Genomic DNA, 18734 nt, shown 5'->3' on the forward strand with positions numbered 1-18734 from the left:
GGCGACAAGGCCGCGCCGGCAGTGCGGCAGCGAGCGTGTCAACGCGCCCGCACACGTGTGTCCGGCAATCCGGCGCTAGCCGATGTCGAGGTTCGCCATGCGCGTGTACAGGGACTGGCGGCTGATACCGAGCCGCTTCGCCGCTTCCGCGCGATTGTCGCCGGTGAGTGCCAGCGTGCGCAGGATCATCTCGCGCTCGACGGCGGCGAGGGCTTCCGACAGCGGACGATTGAGCATCGCGACCGGCAGCAGCGCGTCGCGCGACGGAACACCCGGTTCGTCGAGGAACGCGAGATCGCATCCAGTGACGACGGCGCCGGGCGCGAGCGCATTCACGCGTGCGATCGCGTTGCGCAGTTCGCGTACGTTGCCCGGCCACGCATACGCGATCAGGCGGCGCTCCGCCTGCACGGACAGCCGCTTCGTCGTAGTCGTGCTCGACGTCGTGTCGAGAAAATGGACGGCGAGCGGCAGGATATCGTCCAGCCGTTCGCGCAGCGGCGGCAGATGAATGGGGATGACGTTGAGTCGGTAAAGCAGGTCTTCGCGAAACGTTCCGTTCGCGACCATGGTCCGCAGGTCCCGGTGGGTTGCTGCAATCACGCGGACGTTCACCGAAACGGACCGGTTGACGCCGAGCGGGGTGACTTGTTGTTCCTGCAGCACGCGCAGCAGCTTGGCCTGCATGCAGGTCGCCATGTCGCCGACTTCATCCAGAAAAAGCGTGCCGCCATCGGCTTCGACGATCCGGCCCGTCCGTGCGGCCGTGGCGCCCGTGAAAGCGCCTTTGCAATGGCCGAAGAGCTCGCTTTCGAGAAGCTCATGGGGAATCGCCGCGCAATTGACGGCAACGAACGGGCGAGCGCGACGCGACGACTCGACGTGGAGCACCCTGGCCGCGATTTCCTTGCCGGTTCCCGTTTCCCCGGTGATGAGAACGGTCGCGTCCGACGCTGCCGCGCGGCCGATACATTTTTGTACTTCGCGCATCGCCGCGCTGATGCCGAGCAAGCGCGGTTCCGTACCGACAGGCTCGTCGAATGCATCGACGTTCGCAGGCATACGGGCAACGGCGTCGGACGGAGAATGGGCCGCGAAGATGCGCTCGAGCAGACGCGCGATATCGTCGCGGCCGACCGGCTTCGCCAGGTGGTCGAACGCGCCCAAGCGCATGGCGGCGATCGTGTTGCCGCTACGGGCATAGGCGGTCAGTACCACGACGGGTACCGTCGCGAGGCGATCGACGTGCCGCAGCTTCTCGAGTACGGCTATTCCGTCCATGTCCGGCAGCCGGATGTCGAGAAAGATGCAGGCGGGTTGCAGACCTCGCTCGATGCGAGCGAGCGCGTGCTTGCCCGTGCCGGCGCATAGGGTTTCGTGACCGAGATCGGTCAGCGTTTCAGACAATCCTTCGCAGAAGGCATCGTCGTCGTCGATCAGCAGGATGGTTGCCATGGGATATCGATGACAAAGCAGGCAGTAGGGGTGGCGGCGTGATAGGCATTGCCGCCGTGCGACGCTGCGATCTCTCGAACCAGGGTGAGACCCAGCCCGCAGCCGCCGGGCCGCGCACTGACGAAGGGTTCGAAGATGCGCACGCGCTCGGCTTCGGCCACGCCGGGGCCGTCGTCGGCGACTTCGAGTACGAAGCGCACGCCACATGGCGAAGCGCGACGGCTGGCCTCGATGTGAACCGTGCCGCCCGGGCGAACGTGCGCCAGCGAATTGACGATCAGATTGTCGAGGGCACGGCGCATCTGGGCGGGGTCGAAAACGGGGCGATCGGTCATTTCCCCGGCGGACGCCGTCGGCATATTGCAGGCCACCGTCAACGCGACATCCTTGCTGCGCGCGAACTCATCGTGTGTCTGCACGCTTTCCGGAAGCCATGTGGCCGGATCGACCGGCTCGACGCGCGGCGTAACGGGCTGGGTGAGCGCCAGGAGCCTCGACACCTGGATTTCGATGCGCTCGATCTGGCCGAGTATCGAGCGCAGTGCCGATTGCTGCCGGGAGGCATCACCGGCCAGCGCGTTTTCGGCTTTCAATCGCATCGCGCCGGCCGGATTGCGGATTTCATGCGCAACCTCGGCGGCCAGTGTGCCGAGCAGCGCGACACGATGCGCGTGAGCGAGGCGTGTTTCCAGTTCGCTCGCCCGTTCGCGCGCATCGCGGGTACGCGCAATCCAGCGGTTGAATGCATGCGCGATTCGATCGAGTTCCGGTTCGCCCGGGCAGGAGATGCTTCCGGTCCAATCGGCGTCGTCGTTCGAGAGCGCGGTGTCGAGCCGTACCAGTTTGTCGCGCCATGCGCACAGTGCGAATGCGAGATACAGGGAAACGGCGAACAGAACCGCCAGCGCGCCGGCGAACGTCGCTACGATGGCGTCGCCCTGACGGACCCACATCGATTGCGCGCGCACGAGGGTCCACGCATAGAGCCCGGTATGTCCGTTCACGGGGCACGCGATCGCGATAACCGCCTCGCGGTGTCGTCCGACTATCTCGGCGGCGGGACGAACGGCGCTGGAAGCGGCGGAGAGCGCACTCAGGATCAGCGGCGTTTCCGCTTCCGGAATGTCGCGCTTGATGCCGCTGCCCGGGTAAGAAGGAAACGCATAAGCGAGGAATCCACCGCCATGCCCGGGCGCACTCACAGGCGGCGTGGAGCGCGGCGCGTCAGCCCGCCAGAACCCTCCCTCGATACCCGCGGATGCGGCAAGGGCCGTGTTGAGTACGTCGCGCAACAGTTCAACGTTCGGCTCCGTCGCGTGCGGTAACGACAGCGTGTAGTGGGAAGCAATCGCCTCGCACGCGTCGCTCGCGCGCTGCCTGGCGGATGCGATCCGGTGGCCCTCGGTGCAACTGGCCATTAACCAGATGATTGCGATCAGCGATGCGCACAACGCCGCGGCAAGTGCCCTGAGTAGCGACAATTGCGTTGAAAACCTCGGTCTGACTAGCGGCATGGTCTTGCGTTGAAGGGTGCTACGTCTGTTCTCATGGAAATGGTCTGCGCAATGCAGGGCAATCGCGTTCGCATCCGCGTCGACGTCCGGTCGAGAATAATGGGTGGCCGTGGGGACGATGTGACGGGCCATTCGTATGTGAAGCATGCGATGTATGCGGTACGCACGCACTCGCATCGCTCGTTCGGTGGGTTTTGTCAGACAAGACGGCGATGGAATCCGGCACACTCCAACCGTCCGACAAGCGCGCCGATTTCGGTCACGCTCGAAGCATTTGGGCAGCCGGTGGGTGCAATAACTAGAAGGTGGAGGCGCGGAAGCACCCATATGGGCGCCGGGGAGACGAGCGTATCGTTTCACTCCCGTTTTAAGTACATAATGAAATTCATGTGTCAGACACGGTTCGTGTTCATATCTGGAAGTGATCCTTATTATCTGAATGGTACATAAACGTTTTATTTTCGTCTTGTGCGCAATCGTTTGCGGACTGTGCGTCGTCAATAAAAGCAATGTGGCGCCCGATCGGGCTGACGGCACGGGAACCCGCCGCCTGGCACCGTGACCGCACGCCAGGCTGACCGTCTGATTACCGTTTTGTCATCTACGCCGTTCGCGCCTGCACGGAGCGAAGCCGTGTCGCCGTTTCCGGGTAACATCGCCGGATGTCCCCACGAAAGCGACGGAGCCGGCCATGCGCATCCTGATAGTCGAAGACGAACCGAAGACGGGCGCGTACCTGAAGAAGGGGCTCGAGGAATCGGGCTTCAGCGTCGATCTGGCGAAGGACGGCGCCGAAGGGCTGATGCTCGCGCAGGAAGAGCGTTACGACGTGATCGTGCTCGACGTGATGCTGCCCGTGCTCGACGGCTGGGGCGTGCTGAAGCGGCTGCGCGAAACACACACGACGCCGGTGCTGTTCCTGACCGCACGCGACGACGTGCAGGACCGCGTGCACGGCCTCGAACTCGGCGCCGACGACTACCTCGTGAAGCCGTTCGCGTTCGTCGAACTGCTCGCCCGCATCCGCACGCTCGCCCGTCGCGGGCCGCCGCGCGAGACCGAACATCTGACGGTCGGCGATCTGGAAATCGACGTGGTGCGCCGCCGCGTGAAGCGCGGCGCGACGCGAATCGACCTGACGCCGCGCGAATTCTCGCTGCTGCAGCTGCTTGCGCGCCGGCAGGGCGAGGTGCTGAGCCGCACGCAGATCGCGTCGTACGTGTGGGACATGAATTTCGACAGCGACACGAACGTCGTCGAGGTCGCGATCCGGCGTCTGCGCGCGAAGATCGACGACGCGTTCCCGGTCAAGCTGATCCATACCGTGCGCGGCGTCGGCTACGTGCTCGAACCGAAGGACGACGCATGACGCGCCCGCGCTCGCTTGCGGCGACGCTCGCGCTCGCGTTCGCCGCCACCACGCTCGCCGCGTTCGCGCTCGTCGGCGCGTACGTGTATGCGGGCCTCGAGCGGCAGGTCAACACACAGGACGATCTCGACATCGTGCTGGCCGCGCGTCACACGCGCCGGCTCGCGGGCGAGCTCGAGTCGCTCGATGCGGTTCGCGCGCACGCGGAGCGGCTCACGAGCCAGGTGCTGGGCAACGAGGCGCTGTCGATGGTCGTCGTGGATGCGCAGGGCGACGTGCTCGCGCGTCACAACGTCCGGCTCGCCGCGCTCGACGACCCGCCTGCGGCCGCATCCGTTCCGCTGGCGGACGCGCAGCTGTTCGCGCCGCACGCGGCGCCGGTTCCCGCGAACGACCGGATCACGGCCGACCGGCTCGTCACGTGGGCCACTGGCGGCGGCACGCCGATGCGCGGCGTCTTGATCGAGGCCGCGCTCGGCGACCGCACGCCGATCCGCATCGCGATCGCGCGCAACATGCGCGACCGCGCCGATCTGCTCGAAGGCTATCGCGACCGGCTCAAACTCGCCGGCGCCCTCGGCGCGCTGTTCGCGCTACTGCTCGGCTACGGGCTGATTCGCAAGGCGCTCGCGCCGCTGCGCGAGATCGTCGACGACACCGGCCGGATCACGGTCGACAAGCTCGACACGCGGCTCGATGCGTCGCGCGCGCCGCCCGAGCTGCGCGCGCTCGTCGATGCGCAGAACGCGATGCTCGGCCGCCTGCAGCAGGCGTTCGCGCATCTGTCGCAATTCAGCGCCGATCTCGCGCACGACTTGCGCACGCCGCTTAACAACATGCGCGGCGCCACCGAAGTCGCGCTCGCGCGGCCGCGTTCGGTCGACGAGTACCAGACGCTGCTCGAATCGAATCTCGAGGAATACGACCGTCTCGCGCGGATGATCGAGAACGTGCTGTTTCTCGCGCGAGCCGAGCATCCGAGCTTCGTCACGCGGCAGCGCGCGTTCGACGTGCGTGAAGAACTCGAGCGCATCGCCGAGTATTTCGAGGGGCTCGCCGACGAAGCGGGCTCGTCATTGCGCGTCGACGGGCACGGGCAGCTGACCGCCGACGTCGAGCTGTTTCGTCGCGCGGTCGGCAACCTGCTCGCGAACGCGCTGCGTTACACGCCTGCCGGCGGTGTCATCACGCTGCGTGTCGACGAAACGCCGGACGCGGTGCGCGTCGTCGTCGCGAATCCGGGCGAGCCGATCGATCCCGCGCTGCTGCCGCGGATCTTCGACCGCTTCGTGCGCGGCGACCCCGCGCGCAGCGGCGGTGTGCCGGGCGGTACGGCCGGGCTCGGCCTCGCGATCGTGCGCTCGGTGATGGAACTGCACGGCGGCACCGCGCAGGTCGAAAGCGACGCGCGCGGCACGCGGTTCGTGCTCACGTTCAACCGGCCGCCGGCTGCGTGACGGCGGGTCGGGGCCGTACGGCCGCCGCGGGTTCCGTCGCGCCAGTGTTCGACTCCGCGCCTGCGCTTGCGCTCGCCTGCCAGCCGCCGCCCAGCGTCTTCAACAATCCGACCAGGCTGGGATGGCGGGCGCGTAGAACGCCACTTCGAAGCCTAGCGGTTCGCAAGCGCTGGTCCGGTTCGACTCAAAGATCGAGATGCCCCGTCTCGGGCGCCACGCGAAACAACGCTCGCCTCATGGCATGCTCACGCCGTGAACCCGCGACCAGTGAGCCAACGAGCACGCCCGAAACATGACGGCGCGCTCTTGCTCATTCAGCGGCAATGGATCGGCGCAGCGGCGCTGCAGCCGGGGTACGTCGAGCAAGCCGGCGATGCGGTCGGCGTCCGTAGCCAGTATTTCGCGGGTGTGCTGGCGCAATGACTCGCCGTTGCCTTGATCCTTGGGTAAGGCCGACTTCCTGCGCAGGCGCACGGCTTCCGGCAACGCACCGCGCGACGCTTCACGCAACATGGCCTTTTCCACACCGTCACGTAGCGCCAGCTCGGCCGGAATGGTGGCAGCCAGGTCCAAAACTTCGGTATCGCTGAAGGGGACGCGCGCTTCCAGTCCATGTGCCATGCCATGGATATCGCCGTTATGCAACAGCCGCTGCAACCAACGATGGCGCACCAGCCATTGCGTGGCGCGCAAACGTGACGCGGGCGTATGCCAATCGTGTCCGGCCGCGATCGCCAGTTGGCGATAGACCTCGCCGTAGTGTTGCAACGGTCGCTCCAGCAGGCCGGGCCGTAGATAGGGATCGCCGGTCAAGCGTTGCAGGATATGGGTCGGGTCACGGGTGGCGTGCGGGTCGAGCAGAAAGTGATAACCGTAGTGCGTTTCATCGGCGGCATCGCCCACCAATACCGCCTTGAGGCGCGTGCTGGCGGCTCGCGCCAGGTAATGTTGCGCCAGCTCCTGTTCCCATGCGGGCAGTGCATCGTTTTGGGTGGCCAATTGCAGCAGATCCTGGGCCAGCGCGGAGCGCGTCGGTGCGACGTCTTCGCGTGGCAGACCCAATTCATTTGCGGCCTGTTCGGCGAAAGGCTGATCATCGGAAGCCACGATCAGCGAACGCGCGTAGTCGTAGCGATCGTGATCTTCAAAGCGAATGGTGAAGCACGGCGGTGTCGTACCCGCTGCTCGCGCCAGGCCGCCTATCAGCGTGGAGTCGAGGCCACCGCTGAGAAACAGGCCAACCGGTGTATCGGCGATCGAGCTGCGCTGGACGGCCGCGGCCAGCCGCTCGCGCAGCGCGGGAGCGATATCGTCGGCCCTGGCAACCGGGTTTTCGGCAATCTCCGGCGCCCAGCGCGATAGCTGCAAGCCATCGCGATCCAGGCGCAGCAGATGCCCGGGCGGCAGGTACGCCATGCCTTCGAACATGGGTTGGGCCACGCCGCTGAAGAACGGCGCCACCAGGTATTCCAGCACGGCGTCGCTATTCGCACGCGGCGCGTGCATCGCAGGCAGCAGTCCTTTGGCCTCAGAGGCAAACAGGAATTCCGCCCCCTGTTGCAGGTAAACGAACGGCTTGACGCCCAGCCGGTCGCGCGCGGCAAAGGCTCGCTGACGACGGGTGTCCCACACCAGGAACGCGAACATGCCGTTGAAGCGCCGAAGACACGCTTCGCCCCAAACCGCATACGCGGCGAGCACCACCTCGGTGTCGGTGTTCGTGTGGAACGACCAGCGCGCGCTCAGTTCGCGGCGAAGCTCCGCATAGTTGTAGACCTCGCCGTTGTAGACCAGCACGTAACGATGGTCGGCACTGCGCATCGGCTGCGCGCCATGCTCGGCGTCGAGTAGCGCCAAACGGTCGTGAGCAAGCACGGCGTGTTGGTCATGCCATAAGCCCCGGCCGTCCGGCCCACGATGCCGCTGTCGCTCGCGCATGGCGAGCACCCGCTCGACCTGTGCGGGCGCCTGGCCGTCATAGCGAATCAGCCCAGCCAAGCCGCACATCAGACGGTCGCGCCCAGTTGAACGGGGGCGAGCAACAGCGTGGTCCATAGCTGTTGCCGTTCGAAGGTGCTGCTAACAGTCAGCCCAGATACGGCTAATGGGAGCACTCGTGGTAGTGCCGTCAGCAAAGGCTGAGAGCGACGTTCTTTTCGTGTCTGCACGCGTTGCGCTCATGTAAAAAATGGGGGAAGTATGCGCGAAGATTGTGCTAATGCGCTTTCAAGAGCTTGCAATTTCAGATTTGGCTCATGAGCGGCGTAATGAGGCAAACAACTCGTGACAAGAGCATAGCGTGCACGTAACAGATGATCAACAAATTGGGTGCGCGCACAACAATATAACGATCATCCGAAGCCCGGTGGGGGCGACGCTAGTGCTTGTTTTACAGGGTATTGGAGGCTGTCCACATTGAGCCTTGGCGCACGCCCAGGCCGCGCTTCAACACCATCGTTTGAGGCCTGCGCCGAGGCGGAAAGACAGCATCGTAAGTGCGGCGCGAAAAGATTTTTGCGGGCATGGCGCGCGGCACGCGCTCCTTGTAGGTTCAACCGGCCGGCGGCAGCGCGACGGCGGCTTCGGGCCGCACGGCCGCCGCGTGTTCCTTCGCGTCGGTGTTCGATTCCGCGCCTGATACTGCGCTCGCGCTCGCCTGCCAGCCACCACCCAGCGCCTTCAGCAACCCGACTTCGGCCTCGACCCGCCGCGCGTCGATCTGATCGGCCGTGCGCCGGTTCGTCAGCGCGATCGTCTGCGCGGTCACCACGTCCAGATAGCTGACGGCGCCCGCGTTGAAGCGATTCGTCGTCAGTCGCAGCGACAGGTCGGCCGCGTCGGTCGCGCGTTGCTGGCTGCCGGCTTCGGACGCGAGTGCATCGATCGCGGACAACTGATCCTCCACCTGCTGGAACGCGACGAGCACGGTTTGCCGGTAATCGGCGACCGCGCCGTCGTATTGCGCATGCGCGCCCCGCAGCGACGCGCTGCGGCGGCCGCCGTCGAACAGCGTGCCGGCGAGTTGCGGGCCGAGCGACCAGAACAGGCTCGGCGCCGCGAGCCACGGCGCGAAGAACGAACTCTCGAGGCCGGCGCTCGCCGACAGCACGAGATCAGGGAAGAACGCGGCGCGCGCCTCGCCGATCTGCGCGTTCGCGGCCGCGACGCGACGCTCGGCCGCCGCGATGTCGGGCCGCCGCTCCAGCAATTGCGACGGCACGCCGGCCGGAATGGCCGGCACGTGGAACGCCTGCACGCGCGGCGGCAGTGCGAACGTCGATGCACTCTCGCCGACGAGCGTCGCGATCGCGTGCTGCAACTGCGCACGCGACGCATCGATGTCGGTGTCCTGCGTGCGCGTCGATTCGAGCTGCGTGTCGGCTTGCGCAACCGCCGACGCGTCGATCGCACCGGCCGCGAGCTGCTGCTTGAGCAGCGTCAGCGCGTCCGCGTACGCGCGCACCGTGTCGTCGAGCAACTGCTTCTGCGTGTCGAGCGAGCGCAGCGCGAAATAGTCGGTTGCGAGTTCGGCCGTGACCGACAGCTTCACGGCCTGCAGGTCGGCCGCGCTCGCGGCGGCATTCGCCTGCGCGCCGGTCACCGCGTCGCGCACGCGGCCGAACACGTCCGGTTCCCAGCTCGCGGCCACGCCGGCCTGGTAGTCGGGCGTCGTTTTGCCGGCGAGCGACGAACCGAGCCGGTTCTGCGACACGCGCGAGCGGCTTTGTGCGACGCCCGCGGTGATCGTCGGCAGGAACCCGGCGTGCTGATAGTCGACCATCGCGCGCGCTTGCTGCAGATCGGCGACGGCTTTCTTCACAGTCTGGTTCGATACGTCGACGCGCGCTTCGAGCGCATTCAGATCGGCGTCGCCGAACACGGTCCACCACGCGCCGCGCGCGGCGGCGTCGGCCGGCATTGCCGCGCGCCAGCCGGCCTGCTCCGCCGGTGCGGCCGGCGCGCCCGCGTAGTGCGCGGGCACCGCGACGGCAGGGGGCGAATAGGGAGGCAGCGTCGAGCAGGCGGTCAGTGCGGCGACGGCGCCGAGCGCGACGATGCGGCGAGCGAACGGGAGCGGATGAAGAAGGCGCATGGCAGGCATCTCGTGGGTGGTCGTCGATGGGTTAGCCGCGGGTGGGCGCCGGAGCGGGTGTTGACGCAGAGGGTGCGACGCCGGCTGTGCGCAATTGCGGCACGTCGCGCGCACCGGCCGCGGACGCCGGTTGCGCGGCCTGCGCGGCCTGCGCGGACGAAGCAGACGAAGCAGACGAAGCAGCAACCGGCGCCGCATCGTGCGAGGTCGCCACGATCTTCACCGCTTCCCCGGCCGTGATCGCATCGCCCGGGTTATCGATCACGCGATCGGTCGCCGCGAGCCCCGCGACGATCTCCACGCGCGTGCCGAAATCGCGCCCGATCTGCACGGTCTTCAGTGCGGTGCGTCCGTTCGCGCCGACGGTGGCGACCGTCACGCCGTTCGGACGGAACAGCAGCGCACTGACCGGCAGGTCGAGCGCCGGCGCCGCGCTCGGCAACACGAGATGCGCCTGCGCATATGCACCGGGCATCAGCGTGCCGTCGCGATTGTCGACGTCGATCTCGACGCGCAGCGTGCGCGTGACAGGATCGATCGCGCCCGCGCTGCGCGCGACACGCGCGGCAACGCGCCGCCCCGGATACTGCGGCGTCGTCAGGTAGACCGGCGTGCCGGTCGATACGCCGGTCGCGCTGTCCTGCGGCACGTCGACGAACACGCGCAGCGTGTCCGTCTGTTCGAGATGGAACAGTTCGCCCGACAGGCCCGGGCTGCCCGGCGTGCCGCCCGCGGTGACCAGCGTGCCGACGTCGACGTTGCGCGCGGTGATCACGCCGTCGAACGGCGCGGTGACGGACTCGTACGACACGAGCTCGGCGAGATGCGCGACGTTCGCCTGCGCGGACGCAAGCATCGCGCGTTTCGCGTTCATGTCCGCGACCTTCGTGTCGGTGTCCTGCTGCGACACCGACTGCGTTTTCAGCATGTCCTGCCAGCGCTGCGCGGTCGATTTCGCATAATCGTAGTTCGCCTGCGCGCTCGCTTCGTCGGCGCGCGCCTGGCGCAGCTGCGCGTCGAGATCGGGCGCCGAAATCTGCGCGAGCGTCTGGCCGGCCTTCACGTGCGTGCCGAGATCGACGCTCCAGTGCGCGATATAGCCGCTCGTGCGCGCATAGATCGATGCGTCCGCATAGGGCGCGACCGAACCGGGCAACGTCAGCGTCTGGTCGGCCGGCGCCGTGCCGGGCACGACGACGGATACCGGCAGCGCCTGCTGCACGGCCACCTGCGCGCGCTGTGCGGCGCGTGCATCGATACGCGGCACGATGCCGAGCGCGAGCAGCGCGGCGGCGAGCGCGGCGGCCGCGAGCGGCACGGTCAGCTTGCGGCCGCGGCGGGCCGGCGGGGTGTCGGGGGCGCCGCCGCGGGCGGCGGGCGGTACGGCTGCGGCCGCGGTGGCCGCTTCGGCGGCGGGCGGCGGGGCGACGGGTTCGATCGAGTCGTTCATGATGGGTCCGGGTCGGGCGAATCGAAGGATGAGAAAGGGCGGGCGTCCGCGCTCAACGCAGCGCCGGCGTATCGGGCGCGTGCTGAGCGCGCCGGCCGGCCGCGGCGTCGCGACGCCGCGCGAGCCACGCGTGGACGAAGCCGAACAGCACCGGCACGAACAGCAGCGTCGACACCGTGCCGAACGCGAGGCCGCCGATCACCGCGCGGCCGAGCGGCGCGTTCTGCTCGCCGCCGTCGCCGAGGCCGAGCGCCATCGGCAACATGCCGATCAGCATCGCGAGCGCGGTCATCACGACGGGCCGGAAGCGGCTGAAGCCTGCGTCGAGCGCTGCCTGCCACGGCGATGCGCCGGTCGCGAGCAGCTCGCGCGCCGTATTCACGACGAGAATGCTGTTCGCGGTCGCGATGCCGATGCACAGGATCGTGCCGGTCAGCGCGGGCACCGACAGCGTGGTGCGCGTGACGAACAGCATCCACGCGATGCCGGCGAGCGACGCCGGCAGCCCGCCGACGATCACGAGCGGATCGAGCCACGACTGGAAGTTCACGACCATCAGCAGGTAGACCAGCGAGATCGCGAGCGCGAGGCCGCCGAGCAGGCCCGCGAACGACTCGTGCATCGCCTGCACCTGGCCGCGCAGCACGATCGACGAGCCGGGCGGCAGTTGTGCGCGTGCGGCGTCGACGAGCTTCGTCACGTCGGCCGTGACGCCGCCGAGGTCGCGCCCCTGCACCGACGCGAAGATGTCGAGCACCGGCTGCACGTTGTAGTGCGACACCACGGCCTGCTGCGTCGCGCGCGAGAACGTGCCGAGCGAGCCGAGCAGGTTCTGCGCGGGTGCGCCCGCGGCCGGGCCGCCGGCCGGCGTCTGCGGCGAGCGGGCGGTGCCGGCGGGCAGCGGCACGTTCGCGAGCGACTGCAGCGAATTCACCGTGTATTGCGGCGTCTGCACGAGCACCGGGTAGCTGACGCCGTTGCGCGGATCGAGCCAGAAGTTCGGCGTCGTCTGCGAGCTGCCGGACAGCGCGATCAGCAGGTTCTGCGCGACGTCGCGCTGTTCGAGGCCGGCCTGGATCGCCTTCGTGCGATCGACGTTCACGTTGATCGCCGGTTCGTCGCCGGGCTGCTGGATACGCGCGTCGACGAGCCCGCGCACGCCGCGCAGCTTCGCGAGCAGCGCATTCGCGACCGCACGGTTCTGGTCGAGCTTGTTGCCGACGATCTGGATGTCGATCGGCGCGGGCAGCCCGAAATTGAGGATCTGGCTGACGATGTCGGCCGGCAGGAACGCGAACGTCACGCCGGGGAACGACTGCGCGAGCACGTTGCGCAGCTTCGCGACGTATGCGGCGGTCGACGCGTGATTCGGCTTCAGCGTGACGAGCACGTCGGCGTCCTCGGTGCCGATCGGGTCCGACGAGTCGTACGTGAGGTTGATCCCGCTCACCGGCACGCCGATGTTGTCGAGCACGCCGGCGAGCTGGTTCGCCGGAATCACGCCGCGGATCTTCGCTTCGACTTCGTCGGTGAGCCGCGCGGTTTCCTCGATCCGCGTGCCGGTCGGCGCGCGCAGGTGCAGGCGGATCTCGCCGGTGTCGACCGACGGGAAGAAGTCCTGCCCGGCGAACGCGTAGAGGCCGGTCGATGCGACGCAGGCGAGCAGGAACGCGGCCGCGAAGCGGCGGCGCCGCGCGATCGCCGCCGACAGCAGCGCGCGGTAGCGCAGCCGCACGGCCTCGAAGCGATGCTCGAACGCGGCCTGGAAACGAGCGATGCGCGCGAATACGCCGCGCGGCGGCCGGCCGCTGCCTTTGGCGCGCATCAGCGCCATCGCGAGCGTCGGCACCAGCGTGCGCGAGAAGAAGTACGACGCGATCATCGCGAAGATCACGGCCTCGGCGAGCGGCACGAACAGATAGCGCGCGACGCCGGTCAGCAGGAACATCGGCACGAACACGATGCAGATCGACAGCGTCGACACGAAGGTCGGCACCGCGATTTCGCCCGCGCCGGTCAGAATGGCCTCCTCGAGCGGCGCGCCGAGCTCGAGATGATGCGTGATGTTCTCGATCGCGACGGTCGCGTCGTCGACGAGGATCCCGACCGCGAGCGCGAGCCCGCCGAGCGTCATGATGTTGATGGTCTGGCCGAGCGCGGACAGCGCGAGCAGCGACGTGAGCACCGCGAGCGGGATCGTGATCGCGATGATCAGCGTCGCGCGCCAGCTGCCGAGGAACAGCAGGATCATCAGCGCGGTCAGGCACGCGGCGATCAGCGCCTCGCGCACGACGCCCTGGACCGCCGCCTTCACGAACACGGACTGATCGTCGAGCGGTGAAATGTGCAGCGCCTTCGGCAGCCCGGCCGCGATTTTCGGCAGCATCGCCTTCACCTGGTCGATGATCGTCAGCGTCGACGTGCTGCCGGTCTTCTCGACCGTCAGCAGCGCCGCGCGCTTGCCGTCCGCCCGCACGATGTTGGTCTGCGGCGCGTAGCCGTCGCGAACGTGCGCGACGTCGCGCACGTACACGACGTTGCCGCCGATCGTCTTCACCGGCAGGTCGTTCAGCGCGGCGACCGTCTGCGTGCTGCCGTTCATCTGCACGTTGTATTCGTGCGTGCCGATCTTCGCGGTGCCGCCCGGCAGGATCAGGTTCTGCGCGTTGATTGCGTTGACGACGTCGATCGGCGCGAGCCCCTTCGCCTGCAGCGCACGCGTATCGAGATCGACGACGATCTGACGGATCTTGCCGCCGAACGGCAGCGGCACGGCCGCGCCCTGGACGGTCGCGAGCTGCGTGCGGATGAAGCTGTTGCCGAGGTCGTACAGCTGCTGCTCGGGGAGCGTGTCGCTCGACAGCCCGAGCTGCAGGATCGGCACGGTCGACGCGTTGTACGTGATGATGTTCGGCGGCAGCGTGCCGGGCGGCAGGATGCGCAGGATCGACGCGGCGTTGCTCGCGGCTTCCGCGATCGCGCGATTGATGTCGGCGCCCGGGTGGAAGAAGATCTTCACGACCGACACGCCGTTCAGCGACTGCGACTCGATATGCTCGATGTCGTCGACGTCCGACGTGAGCGCGCGTTCGTAGTTCGACGTGATCCGCTTGGCCATGTCCTCGGCGGAGAAGCCGTTGTACGACCAGACGATGCTGACGACCGGAATGTCGATGCTCGGGAAAATGTCCGTCGGCGTGCGCAGCAGCGCGAGGGGCCCCGCGATGAAGATCAGCAGTGCGAGTACGACGAACGTGTAGGGCCTGCGTAACGCCAGCCGGACGATCCACATGATGGTGCTCCTCGAAGCAGGGCTTGGATGCGCATTCGATGCGACGAGCATGCAGTCTGCCGGCGCGGCGTTGACCCGACCCTGACTCGAGGATTACGAAACCGTTATCTGTGCGGGCGCGGTGGCGGCCGCGCGGCGGGCCGCCCAGCGCGATGCGGGCTGGCCGACCCGTCGCCGCCGACGGCGGTGCGCCGCTTCATCCCTATAATGTCCGGCGGCAAATCCTTCGCTCATTCGCGTATCTCGCCGATTTCAGGAGCCAGACCGATGTCGTTGCGCACCGATGCAAACTTCTTCGTCCTTCTTGCCGATTCGTATCGCCGGTTCGTGAACGGCCCGCTCGTGCCCGACGGCATGTGCGCTTCCGACGGCGCCGCATGGCTGTACGATACGGCGCCGTTCGGCATCCTTGCGCACGACACGTCGGCCGACCCGGTGTTCGTGTACGGCAACCGGCGCGCGCAGGCGATCTTCGAATACGACTGGGATGAACTGACGGCGTTGCCGTCCCGTCTGTCGGCGGAGCCGATGGAGCGACACGAGCGCCAGGTGTTTCTCGACAAGGTGATGCGCGACGGCTTCGTGTCCGAATACCGCGGCGTGCGGGTGACGAAGTCCGGCAAGCGGTTCTGGATCGAGCGCGCGACCGTGTGGCAGCTCATGGACGCAGACGGAATCGTGCACGGCCAGGCCGCGATGATTCCGGAAGTGCGGCCGCTCGACGCGCCCGCGACGGGCGCGAGCGACCAGATAACAAAACCGTAATCGAAACCTCACCTTCAGGAAAGCGCGCGAATCGCAGAATGCACTCAACTCTTCATCGCATCGATGGGGAGCGGAGGTCCGGCCTGATATGCGGACGCGAACACGCCATCTTTGAGAGGTGAACATCATGAACAACCTGATTCGTGCAGTCCTGCTTTCCTGTGCGCTGAGCGCACCGATCGTCGCATTTGCGCAAACCACCGACCATGCGGTCACACGGGCCGACGTGCGCGCCGATCTCGTCCGCGTCGAAAAGGCCGGTTATCGTCCGGTCGGCAGCGATCCGTACTATCCCGACGACATCCAGGCCGCCGAAGCGAAGGTCGCGGCACAGCAAGCGCAATCGGCCGCCGCACGGCCGAGCGTCGCGGCAAAGACCGCTGCGCCGTCGTTCGCATCGCTCGCGTCGCTCGACGCGCAGCCGCTGTACGAGCATCACTGAATGCGGCGGTCGACCGCCGTCGGCGGCCCGACGGCGGATCGTTCGACGGCGCGCATGCCGCCGCGAGTCAGTGCTCGCCGTTCTCGAGCACGTTCTGCGTGAGCGCGATCGACGGAATCGTCGGCTTGAGCAGCGCACGGCGCGCGCGACGGCTCAGCCACTTCCAGCCGGCCACGAGCAGCAGCGCGACCAGCGGGATCGACGCAATCGTCCACGTCCCGTTCGGATAGTCGAATGCCATCAACACCAGCACGCCGAGCAGGAACAGCAGCGTGAGCCACGACGTCACGGGCGCGCCCGGCATCCTGAACGCTACGTCTTCCACGTCGCCGCGCCTGACCGCGGCGCGGAACTTCATCTGGCACACGACGATGAAGCCCCATGTGCTGATGATGCCGAGCGACGCGATGTTCAGCACGATCTCGAACACGCTCGACGGCACCAGATAATTGAGCAGCACGCCGACCACATAGATCGCGACCGTCACCAGAATGCCCGCGTACGGGACCGATTGCGAACTCATCCGCGCGAGGAACGCGGGAGCCGAGCCGCCCATCGACAGCGAACGCAACACGCGCCCGGTCGAATACAGGCCGGAGTTCAGGCTCGACAGCGCGGCCGTCAGCACCACCAGGTTCATCACCGAGCCGATGCCCGGCACGCCGAGCGCGCCGAAGAACGTGACGAACGGGCTCTGGCCCGCCTTGTACGCACTCCACGGCAGCAGGCAGACCAGCAGGACGACCGACGCGACGTAGAAAATCGCGATGCGCCAGATCACGTTGTTGATCGCGCGCGGCAGCACCTTGCGCGCATCCTTGCATTCGCCGGCGGCCGTGCCGACCAGCTCGACACCCGCGAACGCGAACACCACGCCCTGCACCAGCACCAGCGCCGGCATCAGTCCGTGCGGAAAGAACCCGCCGTTGTCGGTGATCAGATGCATGCCGGTGCCATGGCCGGCCACCGGCATGCCCGTGCCTAGGATCGCCGCGCCGATCACGAGAAACAGCACGATCGCGGCGACCTTGATCAGCGCGAACCAGAACTCCATCTCCGCGAACCATTTCACGCCGATCAGGTTCATCGTCGCGACGATGCACAGCGCGACGAGCGTGAAGATCCACTGCGGCACGGCCGCGAACGGCGCCCAGTAATGCATGTAGAGCGCGACGGCGGTGATGTCGACGATGCCGGTCATCGCCCAGTTCAGGAAGTACATCCAGCCGGCGACGAACGACGCCTTCTCGCCGAGGAATTCGCGTGCGTACGACACGAAGCTGCCGCTGCTGGGGCGATGCATCACGAGCTCGCCAAGCGCGCGCAGGATCAGGAACGAAAACGCGCCGCATACCAGATAGACGATCGCGAGCGCCGGGCCGGCGGCCTGCAGCCGGGCGCCGGCGCCGAGAAACAGCCCGGTGCCGATGGCCCCGCCGATCGCGATCATCTGCACCTGTCGATTGCCGAGGGTCTTGTGATAGCCGGCTTCGTGCGATTCGAGCCAGCTGCGTTTGTCGGTTTCGCCGGTTGTCGACGGGTCGGGAATCGATGCCATGACGGTATCCTCGCGCACGGATGGGATGGGACTTGCCCCGATCGCGGGACGATCGGGACCACCGGTACCGGGGGAGCAGCGCGCGGAATCGAGCGTGTCCATCCTGATCGCGATTCGTCGGACCTGACGAAAGGCACGGTACGTCGCGAACGTATTCAGCCGTAATTCCAGTCACAAACGGAATGCAAATTTGGACTGAGCCTGTTCGAATCCGTGCATAGGGTCTCGGCGCCGGGTGAACCGGATAGGTAATTTGGTGCGCCCGCGCGCGCTACGGGGGCAACCGTTACCGACGGCGCCGGCTCATGCACCGAAATGAGGAATCCGGTTCGCCGAACGGTTCGCCGAAATTTCCGTCCCGCGCCGGTGCGGCAAGCGTTTCACGGCGATGGCCCGGTTTTTGCTGGAGTGGTGTCGGCCGCGCAATCGTTGCGCGCTGCCCGACGACATACCAGACAAGGAAGATTCACCGTGAGCCCGACGACCCGACCGTTTCCCCGACGCACCTGGCTGGCTGCGCTGCTTGCCGCCCCCGTGATCGCGCTGTTCGCCGCCGCGCCGGCTCATGCCGATGCGCTCGACACCATCGCGAAAAACGGCACGCTGCGCGTCGCGGTACCCGAGGACTATCCGCCGTTCGGTTCGGTCGGCACGGACATGCAGCCGCAGGGCTACGACATCGACATGGCAGGACTGCTCGCCAAGGCGCTCGGCGTCAAGCTGAAGCTGGTGCCCGTGAACAGTGCGAACCGGATTCCGTACCTGACGACCAACAAGGTCGACATGGTGATCTCGTCGCTCGGCAAGACCCCGGAGCGCGAGAAGGTCATCGACTTCTCGAGCGCGTACGCACCGTATTTCCAGGGCGTGTTCGGGCCGTCCGACGTGAAGGTGAGCGGGCCCGCCGACCTCACCGGCAAGACGGTCGGCGCCACGCGCGGCGCGCTCGAGGAGATCGCGCTGTCGCAGCTCGCGCCGAATGCGACGATCAAGCGCTTCGAGGACAACAACGCGACGATCCAGGCGTTCCTGTCGGGTCAGGTGCAACTGATCGCGGCCGGCAACATCGTCGCGGCGGCGATTCTCGCGAAGAATCCGCCGCGCCGCCCCGAGGTCAAGTTCGTGATCAAGAATTCGCCGTGCTTCGTCGGCGTCAACAAGAACGAACCGCGCCTGCTCGCGAAGATCGACGATGCGATCGCGCATGCGAAGCAGGACGGCTCGCTGGGCGAGCTGTCGCGCAAGTGGCTCGGCCAGCCGTTGCCGGCCGGACTGTGACGTATCGCCGTGTCGCGTGACACGGCGCCGCGGCGGGGATGCCCGGCGCGGCGCGTGTCGT

At 67.1% G+C, this 18734-nt stretch carries 12 protein-coding genes; 5 read left to right on the forward strand and 7 right to left on the reverse strand.

What is annotated here, in order from left to right:
• Positions 1 to 75: 75 nt before the first annotated feature.
• Positions 76 to 1455, reverse strand: coding sequence for a sigma-54-dependent transcriptional regulator (locus tag CFB49_RS31015; protein ID WP_069619559.1), 1380 nt, complete (start codon positions 1453 to 1455; stop codon positions 76 to 78).
• Positions 1437 to 2936, reverse strand: coding sequence for a sensor histidine kinase (locus CFB49_RS31020; protein ID WP_306426997.1), 1500 nt, complete (start codon positions 2934 to 2936; stop codon positions 1437 to 1439). The genes CFB49_RS31015 and CFB49_RS31020 overlap by 19 nt, the downstream gene beginning before the upstream one ends.
• Before the next feature lie 724 nt (positions 2937 to 3660).
• On the opposite strand from CFB49_RS31020, the gene CFB49_RS31025 reads away from it, so the two are divergent.
• Both CFB49_RS31025 and CFB49_RS31030 read left to right on the forward strand, forming a co-directional pair.
• Positions 3661 to 4338, forward strand: coding sequence for a heavy metal response regulator transcription factor (locus CFB49_RS31025; RefSeq protein WP_006481405.1), 678 nt, complete (start codon positions 3661 to 3663; stop codon positions 4336 to 4338).
• Complete coding sequence (locus tag CFB49_RS31030; protein WP_089493287.1) at positions 4335 to 5795, forward strand: heavy metal sensor histidine kinase; 1461 nt, start codon at positions 4335 to 4337, stop codon at positions 5793 to 5795. Before CFB49_RS31025 ends, CFB49_RS31030 begins: the two co-directional genes overlap by 4 nt.
• Before the next feature lie 234 nt (positions 5796 to 6029).
• Here CFB49_RS31030 and asnB read toward each other — a convergent pair whose 3' ends face one another.
• The 4 genes from asnB to CFB49_RS31050 all read right to left on the reverse strand — a co-directional run bounded on the left by asnB (position 6030) and on the right by CFB49_RS31050 (position 14630).
• Positions 6030 to 7850, reverse strand: a complete 1821-nt coding sequence (asnB, locus tag CFB49_RS31035; RefSeq protein WP_089493288.1) for an asparagine synthase (glutamine-hydrolyzing) — start codon at positions 7848 to 7850, stop codon at positions 6030 to 6032.
• Positions 7851 to 8346: 496 nt separating this feature from the next.
• Positions 8347 to 9888, reverse strand: a complete 1542-nt coding sequence (locus CFB49_RS31040) for an efflux transporter outer membrane subunit (RefSeq protein WP_089493289.1) — start codon at positions 9886 to 9888, stop codon at positions 8347 to 8349.
• A 31-nt stretch (positions 9889 to 9919) separates the two neighbouring features.
• The gene (locus tag CFB49_RS31045) at positions 9920 to 11338 is read right to left on the reverse strand and encodes an efflux RND transporter periplasmic adaptor subunit (RefSeq protein WP_089493290.1); all 1419 of its coding nucleotides are present in this window, start codon (positions 11336 to 11338) and stop codon (positions 9920 to 9922) included.
• 52 nt (positions 11339 to 11390) lie between these two features.
• A complete protein-coding gene (locus CFB49_RS31050; RefSeq protein ID WP_089493291.1) occupies positions 11391 to 14630 on the reverse strand; it encodes an efflux RND transporter permease subunit in 3240 nt (1079 codons plus the stop codon).
• 267 nt (positions 14631 to 14897) lie between these two features.
• Between CFB49_RS31050 and CFB49_RS31055 the strand changes: the two genes are divergently transcribed.
• Both CFB49_RS31055 and CFB49_RS31060 read left to right on the forward strand, forming a co-directional pair.
• Positions 14898 to 15395, forward strand: coding sequence for an MEKHLA domain-containing protein (locus CFB49_RS31055; protein WP_089437643.1), 498 nt, complete (start codon positions 14898 to 14900; stop codon positions 15393 to 15395).
• A gap of 127 nt (positions 15396 to 15522) precedes the next feature.
• A complete protein-coding gene (locus CFB49_RS31060) occupies positions 15523 to 15837 on the forward strand; it encodes a DUF4148 domain-containing protein (protein WP_069616623.1) in 315 nt (104 codons plus the stop codon).
• Positions 15838 to 15904: 67 nt separating this feature from the next.
• Here CFB49_RS31060 and ansP read toward each other — a convergent pair whose 3' ends face one another.
• Positions 15905 to 17395: an L-asparagine permease gene (gene ansP / locus CFB49_RS31065; protein ID WP_089493292.1), complete on the reverse strand. Its 1491-nt coding sequence runs from the start codon at positions 17393 to 17395 to the stop codon at positions 15905 to 15907.
• A 471-nt stretch (positions 17396 to 17866) separates the two neighbouring features.
• On the opposite strand from ansP, the gene CFB49_RS31070 reads away from it, so the two are divergent.
• Positions 17867 to 18673 carry a transporter substrate-binding domain-containing protein gene (locus tag CFB49_RS31070; protein ID WP_089493293.1) on the forward strand — a complete coding sequence of 269 codons (807 nt, stop codon included), beginning with the start codon at positions 17867 to 17869 and terminating at the stop codon, positions 18671 to 18673.
• Positions 18674 to 18734 lie beyond the last annotated feature (61 nt).

This window comes from Burkholderia sp. AU17457 (assembly GCF_002223255.1).
Lineage (GTDB): Bacteria > Pseudomonadota > Gammaproteobacteria > Burkholderiales > Burkholderiaceae > Burkholderia > Burkholderia sola.